We start from the raw sequence: 25,328 nt of genomic DNA, 5'->3' as shown, positions 1-25,328 counted from the left end.
ATGGACGAATTATTTACAGAAAGTGCCAAGGCAGTGTTGGCTATTGCGCAAGAAGAAGCAAAATATTTTAGGCATCAATCTGTGGGCTCAGAACATTTACTGTTGGCATTAGTTTTAGAGCCAAATGGAATTGCTGGAAAATCATTACGCCAGTTGAATGCAGATAAAAATGATATCCGTGAAGAAATTGAACACTTAACTGGATATGGAACAGTTAAAGGGTATCCTAAGGGAGCTTATTTACCTTATTCTCCTCGTGCAAAACAAATTTTTGCTTACGCAGGCGATGAAGCAAAGCGTTTAGGAGCACCAAATATAGGAACTGAACACATTTTACTAGGTTTATTGAGAGATGAAGATATATTAGCTTCACGTATTTTATTAAATCTAGGTTTAAGTTTATCCAAGATGCGTCAGTTATTAATGAAAAAAATAGGTATTACTGATCCACAAATGAGTGGAAATGTAGGGAGACGCCGGAATAGTCAAGCCCAAAAAGCAGCTCCGAAAGGAACACCGACGTTGGATTCATTAGCTCGTGATTTAACGAAATTAGCGCGGGAAAATGATCTGGACCCTGTAGTTGGACGTTCACAAGAGGTTAGGCGATTGATTCAAATCCTAAGTCGTCGTACAAAGAATAATCCTGTTCTAGTTGGGGAACCTGGTGTTGGTAAAACAGCAATTGCTGAAGGTTTGGCACAAAAAATCGTGAACGGTGAAGTTCCAGAAGATATGTTGGAAAAACGTTTAATGATGCTAGATATGGGTGCTTTAGTTGCCGGTACCAAGTATCGTGGTGAATTTGAAGATCGTCTGAAAAAAGTCATCGATGAAATTTATCAAGATGGCGAAGTGATTTTGTTTATTGATGAGCTGCATACTTTGATCGGCGCTGGTGGTGCAGAAGGTGCAATTGATGCATCAAATATTTTAAAACCAGCACTTGCAAGAGGAGAGCTGCAAACAATCGGAGCAACTACACTGGATGAATACCAAAAATATATCGAAAAAGATTCTGCTTTGGAACGTCGTTTTGCTCGCGTACAAGTTGATGAACCGACACCAGAAGAAGCGGAAGAAATTTTAAAAGGTTTGCGTTCACGGTATGAGGAGCATCATGGTGTAGAAATCACGGATGATGCGCTGCATGCGGCGGTTCAGTTATCTGTTCGTTACATTAATTCTCGTCAGTTACCAGATAAAGCAATCGATTTGATGGATGAATCCTCAGCTAAAGTTCGTTTAGACTTGGCAGATGAACCGTCGGAAATCAATAACTTACGTTTAGAAATTGCTCGTTTAGTGCAAGAGAAAGAAGAAGCGATTCAGTCGCAATCTTTTGAAAGTGCAGCGAGACTACGCCAAAAAGAGAAAAAACTAGCTCGTAAATTGGAAAATATTCTACTACTAGAACAAAAAGAAGCATCCGGTTATGCTAATCGTGTGACAGAGCAGGATGTTGCTAATGTTGTTTCGCAATGGACAGGTGTGCCGTTACAACAGTTAGAGAAAAAAGAAAGTGAACGTTTACTAGAATTAGAAAGTATTCTACATCATCGAGTAGTTGGTCAAGATGAAGCTGTCCAAGCGGTATCACGTGCGATTCGCAGAGCTCGTAGCGGGTTAAAAGATCCAAATAGACCAATTGGTTCGTTTATGTTCTTGGGACCAACAGGTGTAGGTAAAACGGAATTGGCTAAAGCTTTAGCTGAAACAATGTTTGGTAGTGAAGATGCTCTGGTTCGTGTAGACATGTCCGAATTTATGGAGAAATACAGCACTAGCCGTTTGATTGGTTCTCCTCCAGGTTATGTTGGATATGAAGAAGGCGGTCAGTTAACTGAAAAAATTCGCCAAAAACCTTATTCTGTTATTTTATTGGATGAAGTAGAAAAGGCTCATCCAGATGTCTTCAATATTCTATTACAAGTATTAGATGATGGTCATCTAACTGATTCTAAAGGACGTAGAGTTGATTTTAGAAATACAATTTTGATCATGACATCAAATATTGGTGCAACAGCAATTCGTGATGAGAAAAATGTTGGTTTCAACGTACAAGATTTAACTAAAGATTACGGTGCGATGCAAAAACGTATTATGGAAGAATTGAAAAAGGCATTTCGTCCAGAGTTCTTGAATCGTGTGGATGAAACAGTTGTCTTCCGATCATTAGATCAAAAAGAAATTCACGAAATAGTGAAAATCATGAGTAAATCGATTGTTCAACGTTTAAGAGAACAAGATGTCAATGTGAAGATCACGGCAGCTGCTATTGAAGTGATCGGAAAAGTTGGTTTTGATCCAGAATATGGAGCACGCCCGATCCGTCGAGCATTACAAAAAGAGGTAGAAGATCGCTTAAGTGAAGCCTTGCTTTCCGGTCAAATCCATCTAGGAGATAAAGTAACAATTGGCGCAAGCAAAGGTAAAATAACATTGAATGTTAAGTCATCAAAACCTGAACAAGTACTACAAACAATTTAATCAAAAAATCAATAATTCGCTGTGCAAAACGAATCCGTTTTGTACAGCTTTTTTATTTTAATAAAAGTAAGCTGATGGCATGTATTTTGTGAAAAATAAGCGTTAAAATAAAGAGAGAGTATTGGAAAGTTTGTGAACCTGTGCTACTATAAAGCAGTTGTTAGAAGACTGTTAAAAAAGATAAAAAAAGTTTTTTAAAATTAATTATTCAAGGATTGAACAGCCTGTGCAGCTTTTGAATTATTTGGCTTTATAGGTTTAGTGCAGTCAATTTTTTAAAGGAGGATACAAAATGATTGAACTTATTGCGACTGCTGAGTCTGTCAAGCAAGCAGAGGCATTGTTAGCAGTTGGAGTGGATACTTTATACATCGGAGAAGAGATGTTTGGTCTACGTTTACCAACGTCGTTCTCTCGTGAGGAACAGCGAATCATTACTGAAAAAGCGCATGACATTGGTAAAAAAGTAACGATAGCGCTAAACGGAATCATGCATCCAGAAAAGATGAAGAAGGTTCCAGAATATTTAACATTTTTAAAAGAAATAAATGTAGATCAAGTAACGGTTGGTGATCCTGGTGTTGTATTTGTGATGCAACGTGATGGAATCGATATTCCCTATATTTACGATGGAGAGACGTTAGTGACCAGTTCTCGTCAAATTAATTTCTGGGCGAAACGTGGATCAGTTGGCGCAGTATTGGCTCGTGAAGTTCCTTTTGAGGAAATGAAAGCGATGAAGGATAACTTGATGGTTCCAGCAGAAGTCCTTGTGTATGGTGCCACATGCATTCATCAATCCAAACGCCCATTGCTGCAAAATTACTACAATTTTACTAAAAATGATGAGTCAACCAGCAAAGAACGTGGGCTGTTTATATCTGAACCTAAAAAAGAAGAAACACACTATTCGATTTATGAAGATAGCCATGGCACTCATATTTTTGCGGATAATGATGTAAATCTAATTGGTGAATTGGACAAACTTCATGAACATAATTACACAAAGTGGAAACTTGATGGGATTTATGCGCCCGGGGAAAATTTTGTAGAAGTTACTAAGTTATTTGTGGATGCGAAAGAAAAGATCGAAGCGAACCTTTGGTCACACAACCAAGCACAAAAAGCAATTGATCAAGTTAAAGCACTTCACCCTGAAAACCGTGGCTTAGATATCGGATTCTTTGATTTGAATCCAGACGAGATAAAATAAGGAGAAAAAACACATGACAAACGAACGAACATTGAAGCGTCCTGAGGTCTTAGCACCAGCAGGGACGCTAGAAAAACTAAAAACAGCTATTCATTATGGAGCAGATGCAGTATACATCGGTGGAAATGCCTATGGGTTACGCAGCCGAGCAGGTAATTTTACAAAAGAGGACATGATCAAAGGTGTAGCATTCGCTAAAGAACATGGGGCAAAAGTTTATGTGGCAGCAAATATGGTCACTCATGAAGGAAATCAAGAAGGAGCAGGGGATTTTTTCAGAGAAATTCGCGATGTTGGCATTTCGGCAGTAATTGTGTCTGATCCAGCTTTGATTGAAATTTGTGCAGCAGAAGCGCCAGGCTTACCGATCCATTTATCTACACAGGCTTCAGCTACCAATTATGAAACATTAGAATTCTGGAAAAACGAAGGGCTAGAACGTGTTGTTTTAGCACGCGAAGTATCGATGGATGAAGTAGCCGAAATTCGTAAAAATACGGATGTAGAAATAGAAGCATTTATTCATGGAGCAATGTGCATTTCTTATTCAGGTAGGTGTACGTTGTCTAATCATATGTCGATGCGTGATGCTAACCGAGGCGGCTGTTCTCAGTCTTGTCGGTGGAAATATGAGCTTTATGACATGCCTTTTGGTGGTGAACGTACAAGTTTGACTGACAAAGGGGAAGTCGAAGAAGAGTTTTCAATGAGTGCAGTTGATATGGCAATGATCCAACACATTCCTGAGCTGATTCAAAACGGTGTTGATAGTTTTAAAATCGAAGGACGGATGAAATCTATTCATTATGTTTCAACTGTAGCGAATGTGTATAAAAAGGCAGTAGACACTTACATGGAAGATCCTGAAAATTATGAATGTAAACAAGAATGGATCGATGAACTATGGAAAGTCGCTCAAAGAGAGCTTTCAACTGGCTTTTACTACCATGTACCGACAGATGAAGAACAATTATTTGGAGAACGTCGTAAGATTCCTCAATATAAATTTATCGGGGAAGTTATGGCATATGATCCTGAGACAAAAGTTGCAACGATTCGTCAAAGAAATCACTTTAGTGTAGGCGATGAAATTGAATTTTATGGTCCTGGGTTCAATCACTTCCATCAAACGGTAGAAGTTATGTATAATGAAGACGACGAGTCGATCGATCGGGCACCAAATCCAATGATGATGTTAACGATGCCAGTTGTAGAACCAGTAGCAGTTGGCGATATGATTCGTAAGAAGAAATAAATTGATTGAGGGATTAGCTGTTGCAGCTTGTCCCTTTCATTGCAGAAAGGATAAGTAAATAATGGCAAAACAATATGATTACATTGTAATTGGTGGCGGTAGTGGAGGAATTGCTTCCGCTAATCGTGCAGGTATGCATGGGGCTAAGGTTTTATTGATCGAAGCTGCAGATATTGGCGGAACGTGTGTCAATGTTGGCTGTGTACCCAAAAAAGTAATGTGGCAAGCCAGTTCGATGATGGAAATGATGAAGCGAGATACAGAAGGATATGGATTTGACGTGGATGTAAAGGGCTTCAGCTTTAAAAAACTCGTTCAAAATCGTGAAGCTTACATTGAAAACTTACATGCGGCTTATCATCGTGGATTAGATAGTAATAATGTAGAAGTTTTATCTGAGTATGCAACATTTGTTGATGATCATACAATCGAAGCTGGTGGCGACATCTACACAGCACCCCATATTTTGATTGCGACTGGCGGACGTCCTAAAAAGTTGGGTATTCCTGGTGAACAATATGCGATAGATTCTAATGGTTTTTTTGCTTTAGAAGAGTTGCCGAAGCGGGTTGTATTTGTCGGTGCAGGCTATATAGCAGCTGAACTTGCTGGAACAATCCACGGATTAGGTGCTGAAACGCATTGGGCATTTAGAAAAGAACGTCCGTTACGAGAATTCGATGAGATGCTTTCTGAAAAAGTGGTTGAGCATTACATTGAAGATGGTATGCATGTTTATCCTCATTCAACACCTCGTTTGATTGAGAAGTTTGAATCTGGAGAATTAATGATCACTTTTGAAAATGGCACTAAAATTACAGCTGACAGTATTGTATTTGGAACTGGTCGTCAACCCAATACGGATACTTTAGGACTTGAAAACACACATATTGAACTGACAGATAAAGGTTATGTAAAAGTTGATAAATTTCAAAATACAACGCAACCAGGTGTGTATGCTGTTGGGGATGTAATTGGCAAAATCGATTTAACACCGGTAGCTATCGCAGCAGGAAGAAGATTATCAGAACGCTTATTCAATGGGAAAGAAAATGAATACTTAGATTATGAAATGATTCCGACCGTTGTCTTTACTCATCCTCCAGTTGCTACAGTTGGTTTAACTGAATTAGAGGCAGAAGAAAAGTATGGTGATGAAAATATCAAAGTCTATCAATCGTCCTTTACACCAATGTATTTTGCGCTAGGGGAGTATCGTCAAAAATGCGATATGAAACTAGTTTGTGTAGGAGAAGAGGAAAAAATCGTTGGCTTGCATGGAATTGGTCTAGGTGTTGATGAAATGCTGCAAGGATTTGCAGTAGCTATTAAAATGGGGGCTACAAAAAAAGATTTTGATAATACGGTAGCGATTCACCCAACAGGTTCAGAAGAATTTGTAACGATGAGATAAGTGACTTGGATGAGATAAAACGGATTTTTAGTCTTTTCTCATCCTTTACATATGTATGCAGGTAGACTATATTAGGGGTCGTGTTTGGTATGAACTTTATGCATAGCTATATTAAAAAAGTAGGTAAAAAAATTATTTTTCTAGGGTTAGCAATTATGGTTTTAATGGCAACGAGTTTAGTTATTATATTTACTGTTAACGGATTTAAAATGCTTCATGCTACAATAGAAGAAATATTGATGATCCTCATTTTTTCATTCGCCCTACCAACGATAATTGGGGGAGTAGTAACGATTTTACCGTTTTTTAAAACGTATTATCAGATCAATAAATATCTTTGTGAAAGTTCAGAGGAAAATAGACAGGAATTAAACATCTTGCTGAAAAGAGAGTGCACTGATAAGGAGGCTAAGTGGCATTTTCAAGCACGTTATAGTGAACGATTTATGGTTCTTTTACCAAATGTTGTTATAAAAAAAGATGAATTAGCATCGTGCAATCGGTTTGGTACAAGAAGCTATGGGAGAGCGGGCACGTATTATCGGGTAAAATTTATTTTAAAGAGTGGGAAAAAGAAAGTAATCGACTTTCCTACAATAACTGGTGTAGATACTACACTCCGGTGGTGGAAACAAAACTAGGGTAGGTCCGTCATCAATGACGAACCTACCCTAGTTTTAATTTGTACGTGAAAGAATTGCTTGAGTGATTGCTAACAGCTCGTTTTTGGCATTAGTGGATGTTTCAGGCAGTTTATTGATGCCTTTTAATGCTTGTTGCGTATATTTTTCTGCAAGTTTTTGTGCTTTAGTAACGCCCCCGAATGAATGAATCAGTTCGTAGATTTTATTAGTTTCCACATCAGTCAATGCTTCCCCTTTTTCTAGATAAGGAAGTAGAGTTTCTCGTCCTTCTTCAAGAGCGTACAAAAGTGGAAGAGAATAAACACCTTGGCGGACATCTTCTAACACGGGTTTACCGATTTGTTCAGGACTTTGTGTATAATCTAAAATGTCATCGATAATTTGAAAAGCTATTCCGATATTTTCCCCGATTTTCCCACAACTTTTGGCGAAACGTTCAGTTGTTCCACTTTCATAAGCGCCGACAAAACAGCTTAGTGAAAATAGTTCAGCTGTTTTCCCAGATATGTTTTCAAGATATTGATCGATTGTCATCTCCAGATTATAGCGGTTATCCATTTGACCTAATTCACCGCTCAATATTTTTTCCATACTTCGGGAATTAAGCTGGATACTTTTTAAAGAAGAAGAATAGTCTGCTAACAATTTGAAACAACTGACAAATAGATAATCTCCAGCATAAACGGCTGTGCTATTACCAAATTGAGAACGAATTGTCGGCAAACTACGTCTGATATCTGCATCGTCTACAATATCATCATGTATCAATGTTGCTGTATGCAGTAATTCAATAGCAGCAGCAAGAGCCACCGTTTTTTTAGGCTCTCTATTTTCACCAAACTGTGAAAATAAAAGTTGATAAGCTGGTCGAAGTAATTTTCCTCCAGAATGAATCATGGACATAATCGCATTTTCGACGTCTTTATTTTTTAGATTGACACTATTTTCCATCAGCTTTAGTGTGCTGTTTAATTCTTTTGCTAGTTCAGGATATTTTTTCCACATTGGGTGAACGTTCATAAAATGACTCCTTTGATTGTACTCGATCAGACTAAGATGTTACTGGAAATATTGACTCCATTTATGCTTAGTTGTTGATTCATAGTTTAACTGAAATTGCCGTAAGGTTTGAACATGACGTAGTAGATAATTCGCTGCAATACCTATGGCGATTCCAGATAATAAGCCGATAAATGAAAGAAACGGCAGATAAAGCATAGGAGCCCACGATTGAGCAAAGAAACAAGTAGTCAATAGTTGTCCAACGTTATGCAAAAATCCGCCAGCAGCACTAATACCGATAATACTAACACGTTTTGGCCCTAGTTGCATGATAAGCAACATGCCAAAATAACTAAGTAATGCGCCACTAGCGCTGTAAAAGAAGGTAGAAATCGTTCCACCAAGTAAGGTCGTTAAAATAAGACGCATGCAAACTAAAAAGAAACTGTCTCTTTTTCGCATGGTAAAAATGGCAATGATCGTAATCAAGTTAGCCAATCCTAATTTTGCACCTGGAGCAAAAGCAAAGGGATATGGAATCATATTTTCAATCAAGCCAATGATAACACCCTGAGCGACTAACATGGAAATATAGATGTTTTTTTGTAATTTACTCATAAAATACTGGCAATGTTTAGTATATCAAGCTGCCATCTTCACTCCCGTCAGAAGCTTCAACTGTGATGAATAAATTATGAGGCAAACACGCAATCGGTGTTTCTCCTGCTTTAGATATCCAGCCTCGTTGTACGCAAATTTGATCTCCGCAATTTGTTTCAACCATACGGATCTTATCTCCACTGACTTCGATCACATTATAATCACCATCAGCGGCTTCGTATCTGTATGTATAAGTAGGACCATCTTCTTTTAAATCGAAGACTTTGATGACTTCACCATCTACTTTTAATACAGCTTGCTTTGTGGCATCATCTTGTGCCGTGTTTTGTATACCAAAAACAACAAGGGGCAAGAAAGAACTGATCGTTAAAAGTAAAATAATGACAATATCCCAAGGACGTAGATAACTTTTTTGAATAAATTCTTTAATATCCAACTCTTTCCTCTCCTTTGTAGTTTTTAGTTTACTATATTTTATCATAATGAGAAAAGAAAGTTCTAGGAGTAAACCTAGAACTCTCTTAGATTTTTGCTATAAAAGTGCTTATTTACTACCGTATCTAGATTTAGGTGTACCATACCACCATTTACCTAGTGTACGTTGTACCCAAGGGATAACCCAGCGGTCTAAACCAAGTGAGCGTCCAGAACCATTCATCAAAGCAAATGCTACAAAGATAAACCAAATGTTTACCCAGTAGAACATACCTGATAGACAAAACGCAATTGTTAAACCAATTGTAGCGGCACTGCTTAACCAAGTAAATAATCCAGCGATCAATGCTAAAGCAATCAACACTTCAACAATTGTCATGAATTTTTGCATGAATAACGCCACTTCTTGGTTTGGCATCATGAATTTCATAACACTTTCAAACCATTTAGGCATGTGGTCGAAAACTTGCATTGGTTCTTCACCATATGCATAGCTTAAACCAAATTGAGCAGCTTTAGCTGTTGTTTCAGTTGCTTCAGCACCACCACCAGCTGCAGATGCACCTGTTGTTACTTGTTCTTGTAACCATGGGAATGGGAATGCAACTTTATCAGTAAACCATGAACCCTCACCGAACCAAGTGCTTGGTTTCAAGTAATCGCCAGTTCCGACAATTTTTTTCATTGATTCTACTAACCAAACTGTTCCGTAGAATACACGTAACGGAACGCTCCATAAAACATTACCATAACGAGAAGAATGTCCTCGTGTTACATTACGATCATCTTTAATATGGAAGAACTCGTGCATAATGTATTGGAACATATAATAACCAGAACGGATATCAAAGAAATATTTCAAGTTAACGATGTGTTTCATGATAATTGCTAAGAAACCGCTAAGGTGAATCTTATCAAATAAGTTTGCTACACCCCATTTAGAGCCGACAGAAACCATAAATCCTTGATAATTTCCTTTGAATTTGTGTTTTTCGCTACCTTTGATGTCAGCGACGATATTAGCAGCCGCTGTATGACCAGTTTGCTCAGCAGCTTGAACAATTTGCGGAGTTGGTGTTTCAGGGAATTCTTCGTAATACACCAAGTCACCGACGATATAAATATTTTTGTCTTCATATCCTTTGGCTTGCATAAATTCATTTGCAATCAAACGATTACCACGAGCTGACTCTAAACCGAAGTCCGCAGCATCAGAAGTCGCTTTTACACCTGCTGTCCAAATCAATGTGTGTGTTGCAACAGAAGAACCATCTTTTAATTTGATGTGATCTGCAGCCACTTCAACGATTGGGGCATTAAGTAATAATTTCACATTTTTCTTCTCTAAATAACGTTCAGCTTTGGCTGCGTCATTACGAGATAACATGTTTAAGATTGTCGGCATTGCTTCAACGACCATTAATGTAAATTCATTAGGATCAAGTTTGAAGTCTTTGGCAAGACGATCTTTCCAGTCAATCAGTTCGCCGACCATTTCGATACCAGTAAATCCTGAACCACAGACAACAAATGTCAGCATTGCTTTACGAACTTCTGGATCGGGTTCGATTGCTGCTTTTTCAACTGTTTCCAAGATATGTTCACGAATTTTCAGAGAGTTTTCAAAAGACCATAGCGTAAAACCATGTTCTTTAACCCCTGGGGTACCAAAGTCATTTGGCTCGCCACCCATACCGATGATCAATTGGTCAAATTCATAAGAACCTAACTTAGTTTGAACGACTTTTTTGTCTTTATCGATACCAGTTACAGTGTCTGTTACAAGAGTAACGTTCTTTTTGCGTGAGAATAAACGTTGCAAATCATATTGGATCGCAGAAGGCTCAACACGTCCTCCAGCTACTTCGTGCAACTCAGTCATCATGGTGTGGTAAGAATGACGATCAATTAAGGTAATCTCAACGTCAGAATCTTTTTTCAATTTTTTGGCTAAAAATTTAGTAGCTGAAACTCCAGCATAACCAGCTCCCACAACGACAATTTTTTGCTTTGTCATTGATAATCCGCTCCTTAAAAAAATAAAATAGAAAATGATAATAATTACACAATCGATTTCATTATATAGCGATTTATAGGTTTTGTCTAATACCAATTCTTAAATATAGGAAATAATTTTTTATTATTAAAAAAGCGTGAAAAATGGGTAAAATTTTATGTTTCTTTTATAAATGTGTTTGACATAATTGGAAATTTCTATAGAATGTAAATTATATCACAAACAAAATTTGTGGAACGTTTAAGAAAAGGAAATGGTGAACAAAATGAAAATGAATAAAATTGTAAAGGGCTTCACAGCTATCGCACTTTCATCTCTTTTATTAGCAGCATGTGGATCAGATCAAAAGAAAGATACAGCAAAATCATCTGACTCAAGTACTGCAACATCAAAAACAGCTGATTCTTCTACAGTAGCAGAAAAAGAAGCTGGTGGCGATTTACAAGATGGAACGTATAAATTAGAAGAAAAGAACGAATCTAACGGTTACCGTGCAACGTTTGAAATGACTGTTAAAGACGGCAAAATCACTGAATCTAAATATGATAATATCAATGCTGATGGCAAATCAAAAGCAGATGATAAAGACTACCAAAAAAACATGAAAGACAAATCAGGTGTAGGCCCAGCAGAATACATCAAAGAATTAAACGATTCTTTTGTTAAAGCTCAAAGCGCTGATGGTGTAGAAGTAGTAACTGGTGCGACTCACTCTAGTGAATCATTCCAAAACTATGCACAACAATTGATCCAAGCAGCTCAAGCTGGAGATACTAAAACAATCGAAATCGACAATGGTGCTGACCTTAAAGATGGTACGTATTCATTGAAAGAAAAAAATAATTCAAACGGCTACCACACAGAGTTTTCAATCGTTGTTAAAGATGGTAAAGTAACTGAATCTAACTACGATAACGTTAATGATGAAGGTAAATCTAAAAAAGACGACGCTGATTACAACAAAAACATGAAAGACAAATCAGGCGTAGGTCCAGCTGAATACATCAAAACTTTAAACGAAGAATTAGTAAAAACAATGGGTGAAGAAGGAAAATCAGCTGCAGATGTAGAAGTAGTAACAGGCGCAACTCACAGCTCTCATTCATTCGTGATGTATGCTGAACAATTAATCAATGCTGCTGAAAAAGGTAGTACTGATGAAATCGTTGTAGATAACATCGTAATGAAAAAATAATTTTTCTTAGTGTTAATTGAAAGATAATTATGCGCAGAATCCAGATACTCATCTGGATTCTGTTTTTTGCTGTGAATCACCACGACTGGCTTTGTCAGAGTGGATGATGAACAGTACTTGGCGAACGTAGTGAGAGAAGTTACCTTATTAGGAATCGCAGCGGTACGATCTCAAACATCAAATGGTAATCAGCGATAAAAAAGTGAGATGATGATAAGGACTGCAAGGAGCGTTGCTTCATGGTCTTGACTCCCACACTACAATGTTCTCAGAGAAAATATTGTCTTTAATTTACTAAAAAACACGAACAAAAGATAGAAAATCCTTCCCATTCACGAAAAAAAGCGCTACTATAAATAAGATAAATTTCTATGTAGAAAGAGGGATACGATGAAAAATAAAAAATCACTGATCATTTTAATAGCAGCACTATTTTTAGTCATTCTAGCAGGGTGCAGCACAACATCAAAAACGAAAGAATCCAAAATCAATAAAGAGCCTTATTCAGACCAACAATCACTTTTAGGAACATATGTACAAGTGAGGATTTACGATGACGGCAAAGAGGATGTATTGAAAAAGGCTTTCGATCGGGTAAAAGAGTTAGGTGACAAAATCACTGTGAACGAAAAAGGCTCAGAGATAGATGCAATCAATGAACAAGCTGGAATCAAACCAGTTAAAGTTTCTGATGACATTTATCCATTATTAAAACGAGCATATGAATATAGTGAAGATTCTTCTGGTGGCTTTGATATGGCCATTGGTCCGATCACACAATTATGGCACATAGGTTTTGATGATGCCCGCAAACCTTCACAAGAAGAGATTGATCAAGCCTTGAAATTAGTTGATTATCACAAAGTGAAATTAAATGATGAAGATAAAACGGTCTACCTTGAAGAAAAAGGCATGCAGCTTGATTTAGGTGCAATCGCCAAAGGATTTATTACTGATGAGGTCGTAAAGGTTCTAAAAGACAATGATGTCACGACTGCTATCGTGGATTTAGGCGGGAATGTTTATGTTTTGGGCCATAGTCCTCGCGGTAAGGATATGGACTGGAATGTTGGGATTCAAGATCCTAATAAAGCACGTAATACTGTGATTGGAACGATTCAAGAAAGTAATAAAACATTGGTCACTTCAGGTATCTATGAACGATTTTTAGAAGTAGACGGCAAAAGCTATCATCACCTATTCGATCCTAAAACGGGGTACCCTTTTGACAATGATATCGCTGGTGTGACTGTGATCACAAATAAATCGATTGATGGCGATGGATTATCGACAGCTGTATTTTCTATGGGTGTTAAAAAAGGCTTAGAATATGCTGAAGGTCTAAAAGATGTCGATGTGATTTTTGTTACAAAAGAAGATGAAGTATTTGTAAGTAAAGATATTGAAAAAGTTTTTGAATTAGGAAAAGATTCAGGTTATACCATGGGTGACCGTAAAGACCTGAAATAAGGAGAACGGATATGACGTTGAAAGTGTTTTTGCAAGTTGTGGAAATTCAGACAAAGTTAGCAAGTCTATTTCCCTTTGCGGTTGGGGTGTTATTTTCTATTGCTTATTTCGAAGAGTTTCAATTAGGATATACAGTTCTATTTTTTATAGGAATGATTGTTTTTGATATGGCGACAACAGCTATCAATAATTATATGGACTTTAAGAAAGCCAAGTCCGAAGTGTATAAATATGAAGAAAATATCATTGGCAGTTCAGAGATCTCCCCAGGACTTGTCAGAAATATGATCTTTGGAATGGTTGCTTTTTCAGCCGTGATTGGTATCTTTTTGACAATCAAAACAGGTTGGCTGTTTTTAGTGATGGGCGGTGTATGTTGTTTTATTGGTATCTTTTACACGTTTGGACCGATTCCCCTTTCTCGAATGCCTTTAGGTGAGGTGTTCAGTGGATTCACTATGGGACTTGGGATTTTTGCAATGACAATATATTTAAATGTTCAAGAAGGACGCCCGTTTTATTTGTTACTTGATTGGAGCCGCGGAACTTTTGCTTTAGAGGGGAGTTTATGGGCGGTATCTGCAATCATTTGGGCATCTTTGCCAATGGTGTTCACGATTGCTAATATCATGTTGGCGAATAATTTAAGAGATTTAGATACAGATATTGAGAATCATCGGTACACGTTAGTTTATTACATTGGTCGAGAGCATGGTGTGATATTATTTCAATTATTAATGTTGGCATGTTATGCAGTTGTTTTGATCGGCTTACCATTTGGCGTATATCGTTGGCCGATTTTGATCGTATTTTTATCGTTACCCATTGTTTGGAAAAATCTCCAGCTATTCAAGAAAGAATTACCACAGCCTAAAAGCTTTGGTTATTCCATAAAAAACTTGATGGCATTTAACGGAAGCTACTTACTAGGCTTAGTGCTGACGATTATTTTAGAAAAAATATAAATAGAAAGAAGAACGCAGGATGTAGTGACCAACAACGATTCTGCGTTCTTCTTTTTTTACAATCTATTTTAACAACCCTTTTTTCTCATATTACTATTTACTTTTTTTACTTTTGATGAATAGAAATAATACAGCTAATAAAATAATGGCAATACCGGCGATCGAAAAGTAAACAGTTTTCTTTTCCCCTGTATTAGGGAATAAACCCTTTTTCTTTTCTTCTTTTTTTGGAGAAGAAGAGTCTGTACTTTTAACTTGTTTAGAAGAGTCTGTTGCTCCTGCGGCTCCAGCAAAGGCCTTATCAGTCAGCGTGTAAATTGGTGAGTAATCACCTGAATCAGGAGAGAACGCAGCGAAACTGAAATTGTCTTGGTAAGAAAGGGTGAAATAACCTTCTGCATCTGTTGTTGTTGAGTAACTAGGATCTATTTTTGAATAAAGATCTCTTATCGTTGCAGCAGTTTGACCTAGTCGGCTATCTACGCTGTAACCAAGAATTGATATACTACTTATTGAGGCGTTATCAGTAGATAAAACTCGACCTTTGACTTCATTTTTTTCTGAATCATAAGAAATGAACTGAATATCGTAGGTTGGAGCAGCTTTGATGACTGTATAGCCCATTTCCAGTGTAACTTTTTGCTTGTCGCCTTCTTCTAGTGGGTAGATCATAAAACTTACTTTGACCTTATTTTTTCCTAAGGTTTCCGTTGAAGGTTCTTCTAATAATTTAAGCTCTCTAAGAGCAGCACCGTGAGACGAAGCGTCATCATGTAGCATTTCTGCTGTTACTTTCTCACCCTGTAAAACTACCAGTGTTGAATCTACAAAATCCCCATAGGTAGTAGCTGAGCTAGAGGTTTCTGTGGAACTGGAGTCTGTTGTTAAGACTTTACTACTATCCAGTACCTTTGTGTAATTATTTTCCGTGTTTTGCGTTGATTCAGTTGATGAAGTGCTTTCAATTTTTGAATTTTCAGATGTAGATGCTATCTCCTCCGCGAAACTTGTGATTGGAAGAGCAAGTGATAATGCGACCAAACAAAAAACTATTTTTTTCATAACCATTCTCCTTTTGTAATATTTGTATCATAAGCAATATAAATGTAACATAAATGAAATATTATGGAAATGGTCGCAAGAAAAAAAGATGTTTTTCTTAAGGGATTCTTAATATCTTTGTTTAGCAAAGAACCTAAATTGCCGGATTTATGTTTTTTAGACTGATTTCTCCAGATGATAGTATTTTTTCTGTACGATCATTAAGTTGAACAATTAATTCACCTTGATCGTTGATAGATGTTGCGATTCCTTCGTAATCGACACCTGTTTGAGTGAAGGAAACTGTTTTGCCCAATACAAAAGATTTTTGGCGGTACTCCTCTAAGAAGTCTTGTTCAGGGAGATGATCCAGTATACTGTAAAATTGATTCCAAATAGCCCCGATTAATTCATTACGCGTAATAGTTGGTTTTTTTTCTGGAAATAAAGAGATTGCTTTTTCTCTGAGCTCTTCCGGGAACTCATTTTGTTTCAAAGAAAAATTGATACCCATACCAATAATAACATTTGAAATTTGTCCAGATTCAACATCGCTCATCGCTTCAGATAGAATACCGCAGACTTTTTTTCCATTGATGTAAATATCATTGACCCATTTGATTTTAGTTTGTACTTGGGTCAACTCGTTCATTGCCCGAGCAACCGCTACAGCCATAATCAAGGTATATTGTGCCATTTCTTCAAAGTTTTGATTGGGTCTTAACAACATACTCATATAAATACCACTGCTGGCTTTTGAGAAGAACGGTCGACCAAATCGTCCTTTGGGAGCTTCTTGGACATCTGCAACAATCAAAGTATTACTGGGTGCACCATTGATTGCGGCCAGTTTAGCATCTTTCATTGTAGATTCTGAGGAATTTAAAACAATGATTGAAAGGTTCGATAGCTCTTGATTTAGAGATAGATAGATGCCTTCAGCAGATAGAACGTCTGATTTGTCATAAGAATAGCCTTTGTTTCGACTGCTGGAGATAACATGACCTTCCTTTTTCAATTCATTGATTGCTTTCCAAATCGCAGTTCGAGATAAAGAAAGTTGCTGCGCCATCTCTTCACCGGAAATATATTCTGGTGCTTGTTTCATTAATAAGGTTAACACCTGACTTTTCGTAGACATAAACTTCGCTCCTTTATAGTAGTTTCATTGTATCTGATGGGAGGAAGACTGGTCAACTTGAATCCGCCTGAAAGAGGAGAGAAAAATCCTTCTAAGGATGTATGATTTCTTTAAAAAAACTTGCTATACTTACATGGTAGGAACGAAGAACAATGGTAATTATTAGACAGAGATGGAGTGGGGAAGAATGGAAAAGCAACAATATGTTTGTGATAAGTGTGGCAACACGCATTATGTATCGGATCAGTTTCAGGCGACAGGCGGGAACTTTGCGAAGATATTTGATGTCCAAAACAAAAAATTTATCACTGTGAGCTGTACGAAATGTGGCTTTACGGAATTATATCGTGGACAAACATCAGACGGTTGGAATGTTTTAGACTTCTTGATTGGTGGTTAGTAGCCTATCTGGTATGTAAAAAAGGAATCAAATTGCATTGAGCAATCTGATTCCTTTTTTCTTTAAACCAATAATAATTGATCGTCTTTTAATTCTGTACCACTATTTTTATGGAACATGTCCATTAGTTCGTTTACCGTCAAATCTTTTTTCTGCTCAGCAGGCACATCTACTACGACTTGACCTTGGTGAAGCATGATTAAACGATTCCCATAGCGAATTGCATCTTCCATATCATGTGTGACCATGAATGCCGTCAGATTTTGCTCTTGGATTAATTTTTCAGTCAGTTCCATGACCGTGATCGATGTTTTAGGATCAAGTGCCGCAGTATGTTCATCTAATAAAATCAATTCTGGACGAATCAAGGTAGCCATTAGCAATGTAATTGCTTGACGCTGACCGCCAGATAACAAGCCGATTTCTGTACCTAAACGATTTTCGAGACCTAAGTTCAAACTGGTCAACTGCTCTTTGAAAAAGTTACGATCGATTTTACGAACACCATTGCCTAAACCACGTTTTTTTCCACGTTTCATAGCGAGTGCCATATTTTCTTCTACAGTTAAACGCACAGCGGTCCCCATCTTAGGGTCTTGAAAAACACGACTGATTTGTTTTGAGCGAGCCACAACCCGTTGTTTGGTGATGTCTTTGCCGTTTAAGGTTAATTGACCTTCTTCAATAGGTAACGTTCCAGCGATACTATTTAATAAAGTTGATTTACCAGCGCCGTTTCCGCCTATGATCGTAATAAACTCACCTTGATTGATTGTTAAATCAATTCCTTTTAATACGTGATTTTCATTAACCGTTCCACGTTCAAAATATTGGTGTAGGTTTTTGATTGTTAGTACTGGTTCCATTAGTTTGCCCCTCCTTTACGTTTTCCAAGTTTAGAAAGCCCTAATTTTTTTTGGATTAATGGTGAAGATAGACAAATAACTAGAATAATCGCTGAGAATAATTTTAAATCTGCCGGATCAACACGCAGTTCGAGAACGCAAGCGAGAATAAATCGGTATAAGATAGCCCCGATTACAATTGTGATCAAGCGGAGACCGAGTGATTTATTTTTAAAGAGAACTTCCGCAATAATGATAGATGCAAGTCCAATAACGATTGTTCCAATGCCAGAATTTAAATCAGCAAAGCTATTATTTTGTACAAGTAAAGCACCTGCTAATGCGATAGAACCATTTGAAAGCATATAGCCAATGATTTTCATATTATCTGTTTTGATGCCGTTAGCTTCGCTCATGTCAATGTTATCGCCAGTTGCACGAGTCGCTAAACCAATTTCAGTTTTGAAGAACAGCACAAGCAAAACTATGACTAGAAGCACTATAATCGAACCAATAAATATAACACTGTTAACTTTAGTAAAACCTAATGACTGCGCACGTGAAAAAATTGAATCTACTCCGATCAAAGAAATATTTGCAGCGCCCATGATGCGTGAGTTGATGCTATATAGTCCAGTCATTGTGATGATCCCTGCTAATAAAGCAGGGATTTTTAGTTTTGTGTGTAAAAGCCCGGAAACAAGACCTGCCAACATGCCAGCAATAACGGCAATGATCAATGCAACAATCGGTGCTACCATAGAATGAATTTCAAATAATGATTGGATAGGTGCAGGCCAAGTAGCAGGATCTTTTGCTAATATAACTGCAGCTACAGCACCGCCTAAAGGGAAACTCCCTTCAGTAGTCAGGTCGGCAATATCTAAAATACGGTAAGTCAGAAAGACCCCGATGGCTAATAAAGACCAAAGAAGACCTTGGGAAGTTGAGGAAAGTAGTATGTCTAACAATAAAATCAGCTTCTTTCAATAATTTTTATGTAACAGTTGAGAAAAAAACATTCAGTTTCGAAAAGCTAGTTGTTTTTTCTCAACGTTTATTCAACTATTATGGTGCTTTGATGGTATCTGGATCAATATCCAAGGCTTTTGCCATGTCCTTATTTACAAAAAGGGCTAGGTCTTTCGCTTTTTCCACAGGCATGTCAGAAGGTTTAGCTTCCCCTTTTAGAATTTTAGCGGCCATAACGCCTGTTTGTTTGCCCAATGATTTGTAATTGATCCCAACTGTTGCCAAGCCGCCTTCTTCGACTTGCTCGATGGAACCTGCAATGATAGGGATTTTATGTTCTTTAGCTACTTCACCGATTACAGCGGCTGCGGAAGCAAAGGTATTGTCGGTTGGGATATAAATTGCATCAACATCTTTTGCTAAACTTGTTGTTACTTGCTGCACATCATTTGTTGAGTTTGCAGTTAGAACTTTAGATTTGATTCCAGCATCTTTTAAGGCTTTTTCCGCCATTTCAGCTTGGATTTTAGAATTAGCTTCGCCTGCGTTATACATGATTCCAACAGTTTTTGCATCAGGTACAATGCTCAATAATAAGGCGATTTGCTTATCAATTGGTACGATATCTGTGGTTCCAGTTACGTTTCCACCAGGTTTTTCATCTGATTTTACTAGTTTTGCACTAACTAAGTCAGTAACTGCTGTGACTAGAATTGGAATATCTGTCGTTTCGTTCAATAATGATTGAGCGGCAGGTGTTGCGATTCCTAAAAGCAGATCTGGTTTTTCTTTTACTAGTTTTTCACTCATGCTTTTTAATTGGGCTTGATCATTTTGAGCGTTACTGTATTCAATCGTTAGGTTATCGCCTTCTTTAAATCCATTATCAGCTAAGCCTTCTTTGAATCCTTCAAAAGCGGCGTCTAGTGAGCCGTGTTCAACAGGTTGTAAAACACCGATTTTCTTGCTGTCGTTATTGGTACTGCTATCTGTCTTTTTTCCATCACCACATGCCCCAAGAGCTAACAATGTTACTGCCGATATGATACTTAATCCTACTAGTTTCTTTTTCATCTTGATTCCTCCAATTATAGTTGATAAAACAAAAAATCCATTCAGACAATATGCCTAAATGGATTGATAAAAGTCGTAAGTAAAACACTTCTTTATTCGCCACTTAGGATTGTCTACGTGGCTGTTTGTTCAATACAAAGCGCTCTAGCCATCATAGATACAAAAACAGGTTTTTGCTGTTTGTACCCACGATTGCATGAATACAAAACTATCTAAAGTAGCTAAAGTAAGCTTTATTCAGTTGTGCGTTAATCGAGTATGTCATAAAAAATCCCTCCGCAAATTGAATTGTGTCTAGTATAAAGGAAAATAGTGGTGGATGTCAACAGATTATTTTAAATTTTCTGAACATTCGTGTAATGATTATAAATTGAAATTTGTGAATAGTATAAGGTACGTGTGGATGTGACAGGTGAAAGTGGATATCTTTGTGAATTTTTATGGGTTCATGCTACTATTTAATTGAACGAATAGATACTAATTAGGAGGATGTTTATGATTTCAAAGAAATTAATTACATTAGGAACATTAGCAGCAACAGTATTAGTGTTAGGCGCATGTAGCAGTGATAATAAAGATTCTAAAGACAGCTCATCTGACAGCAAAACAGCAACATCAATGAGCTCAAGTATGGATGCAGTAAGTGGTGCGTCAATCAGTGACAAACCAGAAGTAATCGAAAAAGCGTTAGGTAAAGATGGTAATTGGATCGTAGCAGCAACAGCAGATTTGACTTTTGATAAAGATGTGACGGTTGCAGGTGAGTTCCACGATAAAGGAGAAGCGTCAGGCGATATCTATAGAAAATTAGCATTGTATGCGCAAGATTCAGATAAAAAAGTAACAGCTGAGTATACAGTCACAGTTCCACAATTAATTGTGGAAACAGAAAACTTCAACATCGTTAATGGGACAATCAAAGGCGATATTTTAGTTAAAGCAAATGGCTTTGTTTTAAACGGAACAAAAGTTGAAGGAAACGTAACGTTTGAAAAAGAAGAATATAAAGCTTCTGCAACACTAGACAAAGAAGGCGCTGAAATTACTGGAGAAACCACAGTTCAGTAAGGAAATTTAATTAAAAATGCGAAAGACATTCGAAGGGTATCGAATGTCTTTTTTTGTAGAAAATAAACCACGATAAGTTCGCGAAAACCCTTGACTTTTACTATAGAAGGAAGTACAATGTATAGATGCAAAAACTATCTGAAAAATGACAAAGCAGGAGCGAAATATTGTCCGTTCCGGTTTTTAATAGGGAAACAAAAGTAGAGACGCACGAGAAATTTTCAAGAGCACATTCTATTTTTGGTTTTTTTTTGCCTAAAAACTGCAAAAAATGCTCAATATTACAGATATTTAATATTTGTAATATTACAGAAATATTTTCGGTTAGTGTTTTGATAGACTTTTAATTAGAGGAGTGAAGAGCTTGGCTGGACACGTAGTAAAATACGGAAAACACCGCGAACGTAGAAGTTTCGCCCGGATCAGTGAAGTGTTAGAGTTACCTAACTTGATCGAAATTCAAACAGACTCTTACCAATGGTTTTTAGATGAAGGACTAAGAGAAATGTTTGAGGACATTTTACCTATTGATGATTTTCAAGGTAATTTATCTTTGGAATTTGTGGATTATGAATTAAAAGAACCAAAGTATACGGTAGAAGAAGCGCGCGCACATGACGCAAACTATTCTGCACCGTTACACGTTACTCTACGATTAACAAACCGTGAATCTGGAGAAATCAAATCACAAGAAGTATTCTTCGGTGATTTCCCTCTAATGACTGAAATGGGAACATTTATCATCAATGGTGCAGAACGTGTTATCGTTTCTCAATTAGTACGTTCACCTGGTGTTTATTTCCATGGAAAAGTAGATAAAAATGGTAAAGAAGGCTTTGGTTCAACAGTGATTCCTAACCGTGGTGCATGGTTAGAGATGGAAACTGATGCGAAAGACATTTCTTATGTACGTATTGACCGTACTCGTAAAATTCCTTTAACTGTATTGGTTCGTGCCTTAGGTTTTGGCTCTGATGATACGATTTTTGAAATTTTTGGTGAAACATTAAGCTTACGCAATACGATCGAAAAAGATTTACACAAAAATGCAAGCGATTCTCGTACTGAAGAAGGGTTAAAAGACATCTATGAGCGTCTTCGACCTGGTGAGCCGAAAACGGCTGACAGTTCTCGTAACTTACTGAACGCTCGTTTCTTCGATCCAAAACGTTATGACTTAGCGAACGTTGGTCGTTACAAAGTCAACAAAAAATTAGACCTAAAAACTCGTCTATTGAACCTAACTTTAGGAGAAACATTGATTGATGCTGAAACTGGCGAAATCATTGTTGAAAAAGGCACAGTATTAACTCACCAAGTAATGGAAACATTAGGTGAGCATATTGATAATGGTTTAAACAGCGTAACTTATTATCCAAGTGAAGACGGTGTGGTTACTGAGCCAATGACAGTTCAAGTAATCAAAGTTCTTTCTCCAAAAGATCCAGAACGCATCGTTAACGTAATCGGTAACGGCTACCCTGATACAAGTGTGAAGACTGTTCGTCCAGCGGATATCGTGGCTTCAATGAGTTATTTCTTTAACTTACAAGAAGACATTGGTAACGTAGATGATATCGATCACTTAGGAAACCGTCGTATTCGTTCAGTTGGTGAATTACTACAAAACCAATTCCGTATTGGTTTAGCTCGTATGGAACGTGTGGTTCGTGAAAGAATGTCTATCCAAGACACTGAAACATTAACGCCACAACAACTGATCAATATTCGTCCAGTAGTGGCAAGTATCAAAGAATTCTTCGGATCTTCTCAGTTATCACAATTCATGGATCAAACAAATCCTCTAGGTGAGTTGACACACAAACGTCGTCTATCTGCCTTAGGACCTGGTGGTTTGACTCGTGATCGTGCCGGCTATGAAGTTCGAGACGTTCACTATTCCCACTATGGCCGTATGTGTCCGATTGAAACGCCTGAGGGACCAAATATCGGGTTGATCAACAGCTTGTCAAGCTACGCTAAAGTCAACAAATTCGGTTTTATTGAAACACCTTATCGCCGTGTTGACCGTGCTACAGGGAAAGTAACAGATAAAGTTGATTACCTAACAGCTGATACAGAGGATCACTACATTGTAGCGCAAGCAAACTCACGCTTAAATGAAGATGGGACGTTTGCTGAAGAATTAGTAATGGCTCGTCTGCAAAGTGAAAACCTTGAAGTAACGATTGATAGAGTCGATTACATGGATGTTTCACCTAAACAAGTAGTTGCAGTCGCAACAGCATGTATTCCTTTCTTGGAAAACGATGACTCCAACCGTGCCTTGATGGGTGCCAACATGCAACGTCAAGCAGTTCCTTTGATTCAACCTCGTTCGCCACTTGTAGGGACTGGTATGGAATATAAATCAGCACATGACTCAGGTGCCGCTTTATTATGCAAACATGACGGTGTCGTTGAATATGTGGATGCATCAGAAGTACGCGTTCGCCGTGACAATGGCGCATTAGATAAATATATGGTAACAAAATTCCGTCGTTCAAATTCAGGAACAAGTTACAACCAACGCCCAATCGTTCTTTTAGGCGAAAAAGTTGAAAAAGGCGATACATTAGCTGATGGACCTTCTATGGAAGAAGGAGAAATGGCTTTAGGACAAAACGTCCTTGTCGGATTTATGACATGGGAAGGGTACAACTACGAGGATGCGATCATCATGAGCCGTCGTTTGGTGAAAGATGATGTCTATACTTCTATTCATATTGAAGAATATGAATCAGAAGCTCGTGATACAAAATTAGGCCCTGAAGAAATCACGCGTGAAATTCCAAACGTCGGGGAAGATGCTTTGAAAGATCTTGACGAAATGGGAATTATCCGTATCGGTGCTGAAGTCAAAGATGGCGACCTATTAGTAGGTAAAGTAACGCCTAAAGGGGTAACTGAGTTATCTGCTGAAGAACGCTTACTACACGCAATCTTTGGTGAAAAAGCGCGTGAAGTTCGTGATACGTCTCTACGTGTACCTCATGGTGGCGGCGGGATCGTTCATGACGTGAAGATCTTTACTCGTGAAGCAGGAGACGAATTATCTCCTGGTGTTAACATGTTAGTGCGTGTGTATATCGTTCAAAAACGTAAAATCAACGAAGGCGATAAAATGGCCGGTCGTCACGGTAATAAAGGGGTTGTATCCCGTATTATGCCGGAAGAAGACATGCCATTCTTGCCAGATGGTACACCAATCGATATCATGTTGAACCCATTAGGGGTACCATCACGTATGAACATCGGACAAGTACTAGAATTGCACTTGGGTATGGCTGCTCGTCAGTTAGGTATCCATATTGCAACACCAGTATTCGATGGCGCAAATGATGATGATGTCTGGGAAACAGTTCGTGAAGCTGGTATGGCTAGTGATGCGAAAACAGTTCTTTACGACGGACGTACAGGTGAACCATTTGATAACCGTATCTCTGTTGGTGTGATGTACATGATTAAATTGGCCCACATGGTCGATGATAAGTTACATGCACGTTCTATTGGACCATACTCACTTGTTACCCAACAACCACTTGGAGGTAAAGCTCAATTTGGTGGACAACGTTTTGGGGAGATGGAAGTATGGGCACTGGAAGCATATGGTGCGGCTTACACATTACAAGAAATCTTAACGTACAAATCTGATGACGTGGTTGGTCGTGTGAAAACATACGAAGCCATTGTCAAAGGTGAACCAATTCCAAAACCAGGCGTTCCAGAATCATTCCGCGTATTGGTAAAAGAATTACAATCACTTGGATTAGATATGCGCGTATTGGACATCGAAGAACAAGAAATCGAATTGCGTGATATGGACGATGATGATGATGACTTGATCACCGTTGATGCCCTAACAAAATTCGCAGAACAACAATCAGCGAAACAATTAGAAAAAGAAGCAGCTGAAGCAAAAGAAGCAGCTGATGCAGTGCTTGAACAAGAAATAGAAACTGCTGAAGATACAAAAGACTAATTGTTTTACATTTTGTATAAAGTGCCAATGAAATCCGTTAGTTATGGACTAGAAAGATCAATGTGATTGTTTCTAGGTCCAAAC

20 protein-coding genes are annotated in these 25,328 nt (G+C 37.8%); 11 read left to right on the top strand and 9 right to left on the bottom strand.

All coding sequences use genetic code 11. From position 1 onward, the window contains the following. The 5 genes from AC4BB5_RS17650 to AC4BB5_RS17630 all read left to right on the top strand — a co-directional run bounded on the left by AC4BB5_RS17650 (position 1) and on the right by AC4BB5_RS17630 (position 7,013). Entirely contained in the window at positions 1 to 2,490 is a 2,490-nt protein-coding gene (locus AC4BB5_RS17650) for an ATP-dependent Clp protease ATP-binding subunit (RefSeq protein WP_490457358.1), read from the top strand. A 292-nt stretch (positions 2,491 to 2,782) separates the two neighbouring features. After that, the gene (locus tag AC4BB5_RS17645) at positions 2,783 to 3,703 is read left to right on the top strand and encodes a peptidase U32 family protein (RefSeq protein ID WP_490457357.1); all 921 of its coding nucleotides are present in this window, start codon (positions 2,783 to 2,785) and stop codon (positions 3,701 to 3,703) included. Positions 3,704 to 3,716: 13 nt separating this feature from the next. Further along, positions 3,717 to 4,958, top strand: a complete 1,242-nt coding sequence (locus AC4BB5_RS17640; protein WP_490457356.1) for a peptidase U32 family protein — start codon at positions 3,717 to 3,719, stop codon at positions 4,956 to 4,958. A gap of 61 nt (positions 4,959 to 5,019) precedes the next feature. Beyond that, entirely contained in the window at positions 5,020 to 6,372 is a 1,353-nt protein-coding gene (gene gor / locus AC4BB5_RS17635) for a glutathione-disulfide reductase (protein ID WP_490457355.1), read from the top strand. An 89-nt stretch (positions 6,373 to 6,461) separates the two neighbouring features. Further along, complete coding sequence (locus tag AC4BB5_RS17630) at positions 6,462 to 7,013, top strand: hypothetical protein (RefSeq protein ID WP_490457354.1); 552 nt, start codon at positions 6,462 to 6,464, stop codon at positions 7,011 to 7,013. 36 nt (positions 7,014 to 7,049) lie between these two features. Here AC4BB5_RS17630 and AC4BB5_RS17625 read toward each other — a convergent pair whose 3' ends face one another. The 4 genes from AC4BB5_RS17625 to AC4BB5_RS17610 all read right to left on the bottom strand — a co-directional run bounded on the left by AC4BB5_RS17625 (position 7,050) and on the right by AC4BB5_RS17610 (position 11,091). Then, positions 7,050 to 8,036, bottom strand: coding sequence for a polyprenyl synthetase family protein (locus tag AC4BB5_RS17625; protein WP_490457353.1), 987 nt, complete (start codon positions 8,034 to 8,036; stop codon positions 7,050 to 7,052). Positions 8,037 to 8,075: 39 nt separating this feature from the next. Further along, entirely contained in the window at positions 8,076 to 8,636 is a 561-nt protein-coding gene (locus AC4BB5_RS17620; RefSeq protein ID WP_086314691.1) for a Gx transporter family protein, read from the bottom strand. A 16-nt stretch (positions 8,637 to 8,652) separates the two neighbouring features. After that, complete coding sequence (locus AC4BB5_RS17615) at positions 8,653 to 9,075, bottom strand: NusG domain II-containing protein (protein WP_490457352.1); 423 nt, start codon at positions 9,073 to 9,075, stop codon at positions 8,653 to 8,655. A 108-nt stretch (positions 9,076 to 9,183) separates the two neighbouring features. Next, positions 9,184 to 11,091, bottom strand: a complete 1,908-nt coding sequence (locus tag AC4BB5_RS17610) for an FAD-dependent oxidoreductase (protein ID WP_490457351.1) — start codon at positions 11,089 to 11,091, stop codon at positions 9,184 to 9,186. Between the two features lie 265 nt (positions 11,092 to 11,356). Here AC4BB5_RS17610 and pplA point away from each other — a divergent pair, with 265 nt between their 5' ends. The 3 genes from pplA (at position 11,357) to menA (ending at position 14,721) form a co-directional block, all read left to right on the top strand. Beyond that, positions 11,357 to 12,286 carry an extracellular electron transfer flavoprotein PplA gene (gene pplA / locus AC4BB5_RS17605; protein WP_490457350.1) on the top strand — a complete coding sequence of 310 codons (930 nt, stop codon included), beginning with the start codon at positions 11,357 to 11,359 and terminating at the stop codon, positions 12,284 to 12,286. A gap of 390 nt (positions 12,287 to 12,676) precedes the next feature. Further along, positions 12,677 to 13,756: an FAD:protein FMN transferase gene (locus AC4BB5_RS17600; RefSeq protein WP_490457349.1), complete on the top strand. Its 1,080-nt coding sequence runs from the start codon at positions 12,677 to 12,679 to the stop codon at positions 13,754 to 13,756. A gap of 11 nt (positions 13,757 to 13,767) precedes the next feature. Next, positions 13,768 to 14,721, top strand: a complete 954-nt coding sequence (gene menA, locus AC4BB5_RS17595; protein WP_490457348.1) for a 1,4-dihydroxy-2-naphthoate polyprenyltransferase — start codon at positions 13,768 to 13,770, stop codon at positions 14,719 to 14,721. A 93-nt stretch (positions 14,722 to 14,814) separates the two neighbouring features. On the opposite strand, the gene AC4BB5_RS17590 is transcribed toward menA, so the two are convergent. Next, entirely contained in the window at positions 14,815 to 15,783 is a 969-nt protein-coding gene (locus tag AC4BB5_RS17590; RefSeq protein ID WP_490457347.1) for an LPXTG cell wall anchor domain-containing protein, read from the bottom strand. 133 nt (positions 15,784 to 15,916) lie between these two features. Then, the gene (locus tag AC4BB5_RS17585) at positions 15,917 to 16,903 is read right to left on the bottom strand and encodes a biotin--[acetyl-CoA-carboxylase] ligase (protein ID WP_490457346.1); all 987 of its coding nucleotides are present in this window, start codon (positions 16,901 to 16,903) and stop codon (positions 15,917 to 15,919) included. 187 nt (positions 16,904 to 17,090) lie between these two features. Between AC4BB5_RS17585 and AC4BB5_RS17580 the strand changes: the two genes are divergently transcribed. Then, positions 17,091 to 17,303 carry a zinc ribbon domain-containing protein gene (locus AC4BB5_RS17580; protein ID WP_490457345.1) on the top strand — a complete coding sequence of 71 codons (213 nt, stop codon included), beginning with the start codon at positions 17,091 to 17,093 and terminating at the stop codon, positions 17,301 to 17,303. A gap of 62 nt (positions 17,304 to 17,365) precedes the next feature. On the opposite strand, the gene AC4BB5_RS17575 is transcribed toward AC4BB5_RS17580, so the two are convergent. From AC4BB5_RS17575 to AC4BB5_RS17565, 3 genes are all read right to left on the bottom strand, one after another. Next, positions 17,366 to 18,169 (bottom strand): ABC transporter ATP-binding protein, encoded by an 804-nt coding sequence (locus tag AC4BB5_RS17575; protein WP_490457344.1) that lies wholly within the window; start codon positions 18,167 to 18,169, stop codon positions 17,366 to 17,368. Then, the gene (locus AC4BB5_RS17570) at positions 18,169 to 19,119 is read right to left on the bottom strand and encodes an ABC transporter permease (RefSeq protein ID WP_490457343.1); all 951 of its coding nucleotides are present in this window, start codon (positions 19,117 to 19,119) and stop codon (positions 18,169 to 18,171) included. Before AC4BB5_RS17570 ends, AC4BB5_RS17575 begins: the two co-directional genes overlap by 1 nt. A gap of 97 nt (positions 19,120 to 19,216) precedes the next feature. Further along, positions 19,217 to 20,194: an ABC transporter substrate-binding protein gene (locus AC4BB5_RS17565; RefSeq protein WP_490457342.1), complete on the bottom strand. Its 978-nt coding sequence runs from the start codon at positions 20,192 to 20,194 to the stop codon at positions 19,217 to 19,219. Positions 20,195 to 20,689: 495 nt separating this feature from the next. On the opposite strand from AC4BB5_RS17565, the gene AC4BB5_RS17560 reads away from it, so the two are divergent. Further along, positions 20,690 to 21,262, top strand: a complete 573-nt coding sequence (locus AC4BB5_RS17560) for a polymer-forming cytoskeletal protein (protein ID WP_490457341.1) — start codon at positions 20,690 to 20,692, stop codon at positions 21,260 to 21,262. 364 nt (positions 21,263 to 21,626) lie between these two features. Next, a complete protein-coding gene (rpoB, locus tag AC4BB5_RS17555; protein WP_035011569.1) occupies positions 21,627 to 25,244 on the top strand; it encodes a DNA-directed RNA polymerase subunit beta in 3,618 nt (1,205 codons plus the stop codon). The last annotated feature ends 84 nt before the right edge of the window (positions 25,245 to 25,328 follow it).

The sequence above is a fragment of the Enterococcus sp. AMC1252 genome, from assembly GCF_058216515.1.
Note: the sequence above shows the minus strand (reverse complement) of the source record. Positions and strands in the feature narration are given on the sequence as shown.

Bases quoted from the DNA above. Each gene is read 5' to 3' on its own strand.
- AC4BB5_RS17625 (WP_490457353.1), bottom strand. From the start codon at position 8,036: ATGAACGTTCACCCAATGTGGAAAAAATATCCTGAACTAGCAAAAGAA.
- pplA (WP_490457350.1), top strand. From the start codon at position 11,357: ATGAAAATGAATAAAATTGTAAAGGGCTTCACAGCTATCGCACTTTCA.
- AC4BB5_RS17630 (WP_490457354.1), top strand. From the start codon at position 6,462: ATGAACTTTATGCATAGCTATATTAAAAAAGTAGGTAAAAAAATTATT.
- AC4BB5_RS17590 (WP_490457347.1), bottom strand. From the start codon at position 15,783: ATGAAAAAAATAGTTTTTTGTTTGGTCGCATTATCACTTGCTCTTCCA.
- AC4BB5_RS17565 (WP_490457342.1), bottom strand. From the start codon at position 20,194: ATGAAAAAGAAACTAGTAGGATTAAGTATCATATCGGCAGTAACATTG.
- AC4BB5_RS17650 (WP_490457358.1), top strand. From the start codon at position 1: ATGGACGAATTATTTACAGAAAGTGCCAAGGCAGTGTTGGCTATTGCG.
- AC4BB5_RS17600 (WP_490457349.1), top strand. From the start codon at position 12,677: ATGAAAAATAAAAAATCACTGATCATTTTAATAGCAGCACTATTTTTA.
- AC4BB5_RS17645 (WP_490457357.1), top strand. From the start codon at position 2,783: ATGATTGAACTTATTGCGACTGCTGAGTCTGTCAAGCAAGCAGAGGCA.
- AC4BB5_RS17580 (WP_490457345.1), top strand. From the start codon at position 17,091: ATGGAAAAGCAACAATATGTTTGTGATAAGTGTGGCAACACGCATTAT.
- menA (WP_490457348.1), top strand. From the start codon at position 13,768: ATGACGTTGAAAGTGTTTTTGCAAGTTGTGGAAATTCAGACAAAGTTA.
- gor (WP_490457355.1), top strand. From the start codon at position 5,020: ATGGCAAAACAATATGATTACATTGTAATTGGTGGCGGTAGTGGAGGA.
- AC4BB5_RS17640 (WP_490457356.1), top strand. From the start codon at position 3,717: ATGACAAACGAACGAACATTGAAGCGTCCTGAGGTCTTAGCACCAGCA.
- AC4BB5_RS17610 (WP_490457351.1), bottom strand. From the start codon at position 11,091: ATGACAAAGCAAAAAATTGTCGTTGTGGGAGCTGGTTATGCTGGAGTT.
- AC4BB5_RS17585 (WP_490457346.1), bottom strand. From the start codon at position 16,903: ATGTCTACGAAAAGTCAGGTGTTAACCTTATTAATGAAACAAGCACCA.
- AC4BB5_RS17575 (WP_490457344.1), bottom strand. From the start codon at position 18,169: ATGGAACCAGTACTAACAATCAAAAACCTACACCAATATTTTGAACGT.
- AC4BB5_RS17560 (WP_490457341.1), top strand. From the start codon at position 20,690: ATGATTTCAAAGAAATTAATTACATTAGGAACATTAGCAGCAACAGTA.
- AC4BB5_RS17620 (WP_086314691.1), bottom strand. From the start codon at position 8,636: ATGAGTAAATTACAAAAAAACATCTATATTTCCATGTTAGTCGCTCAG.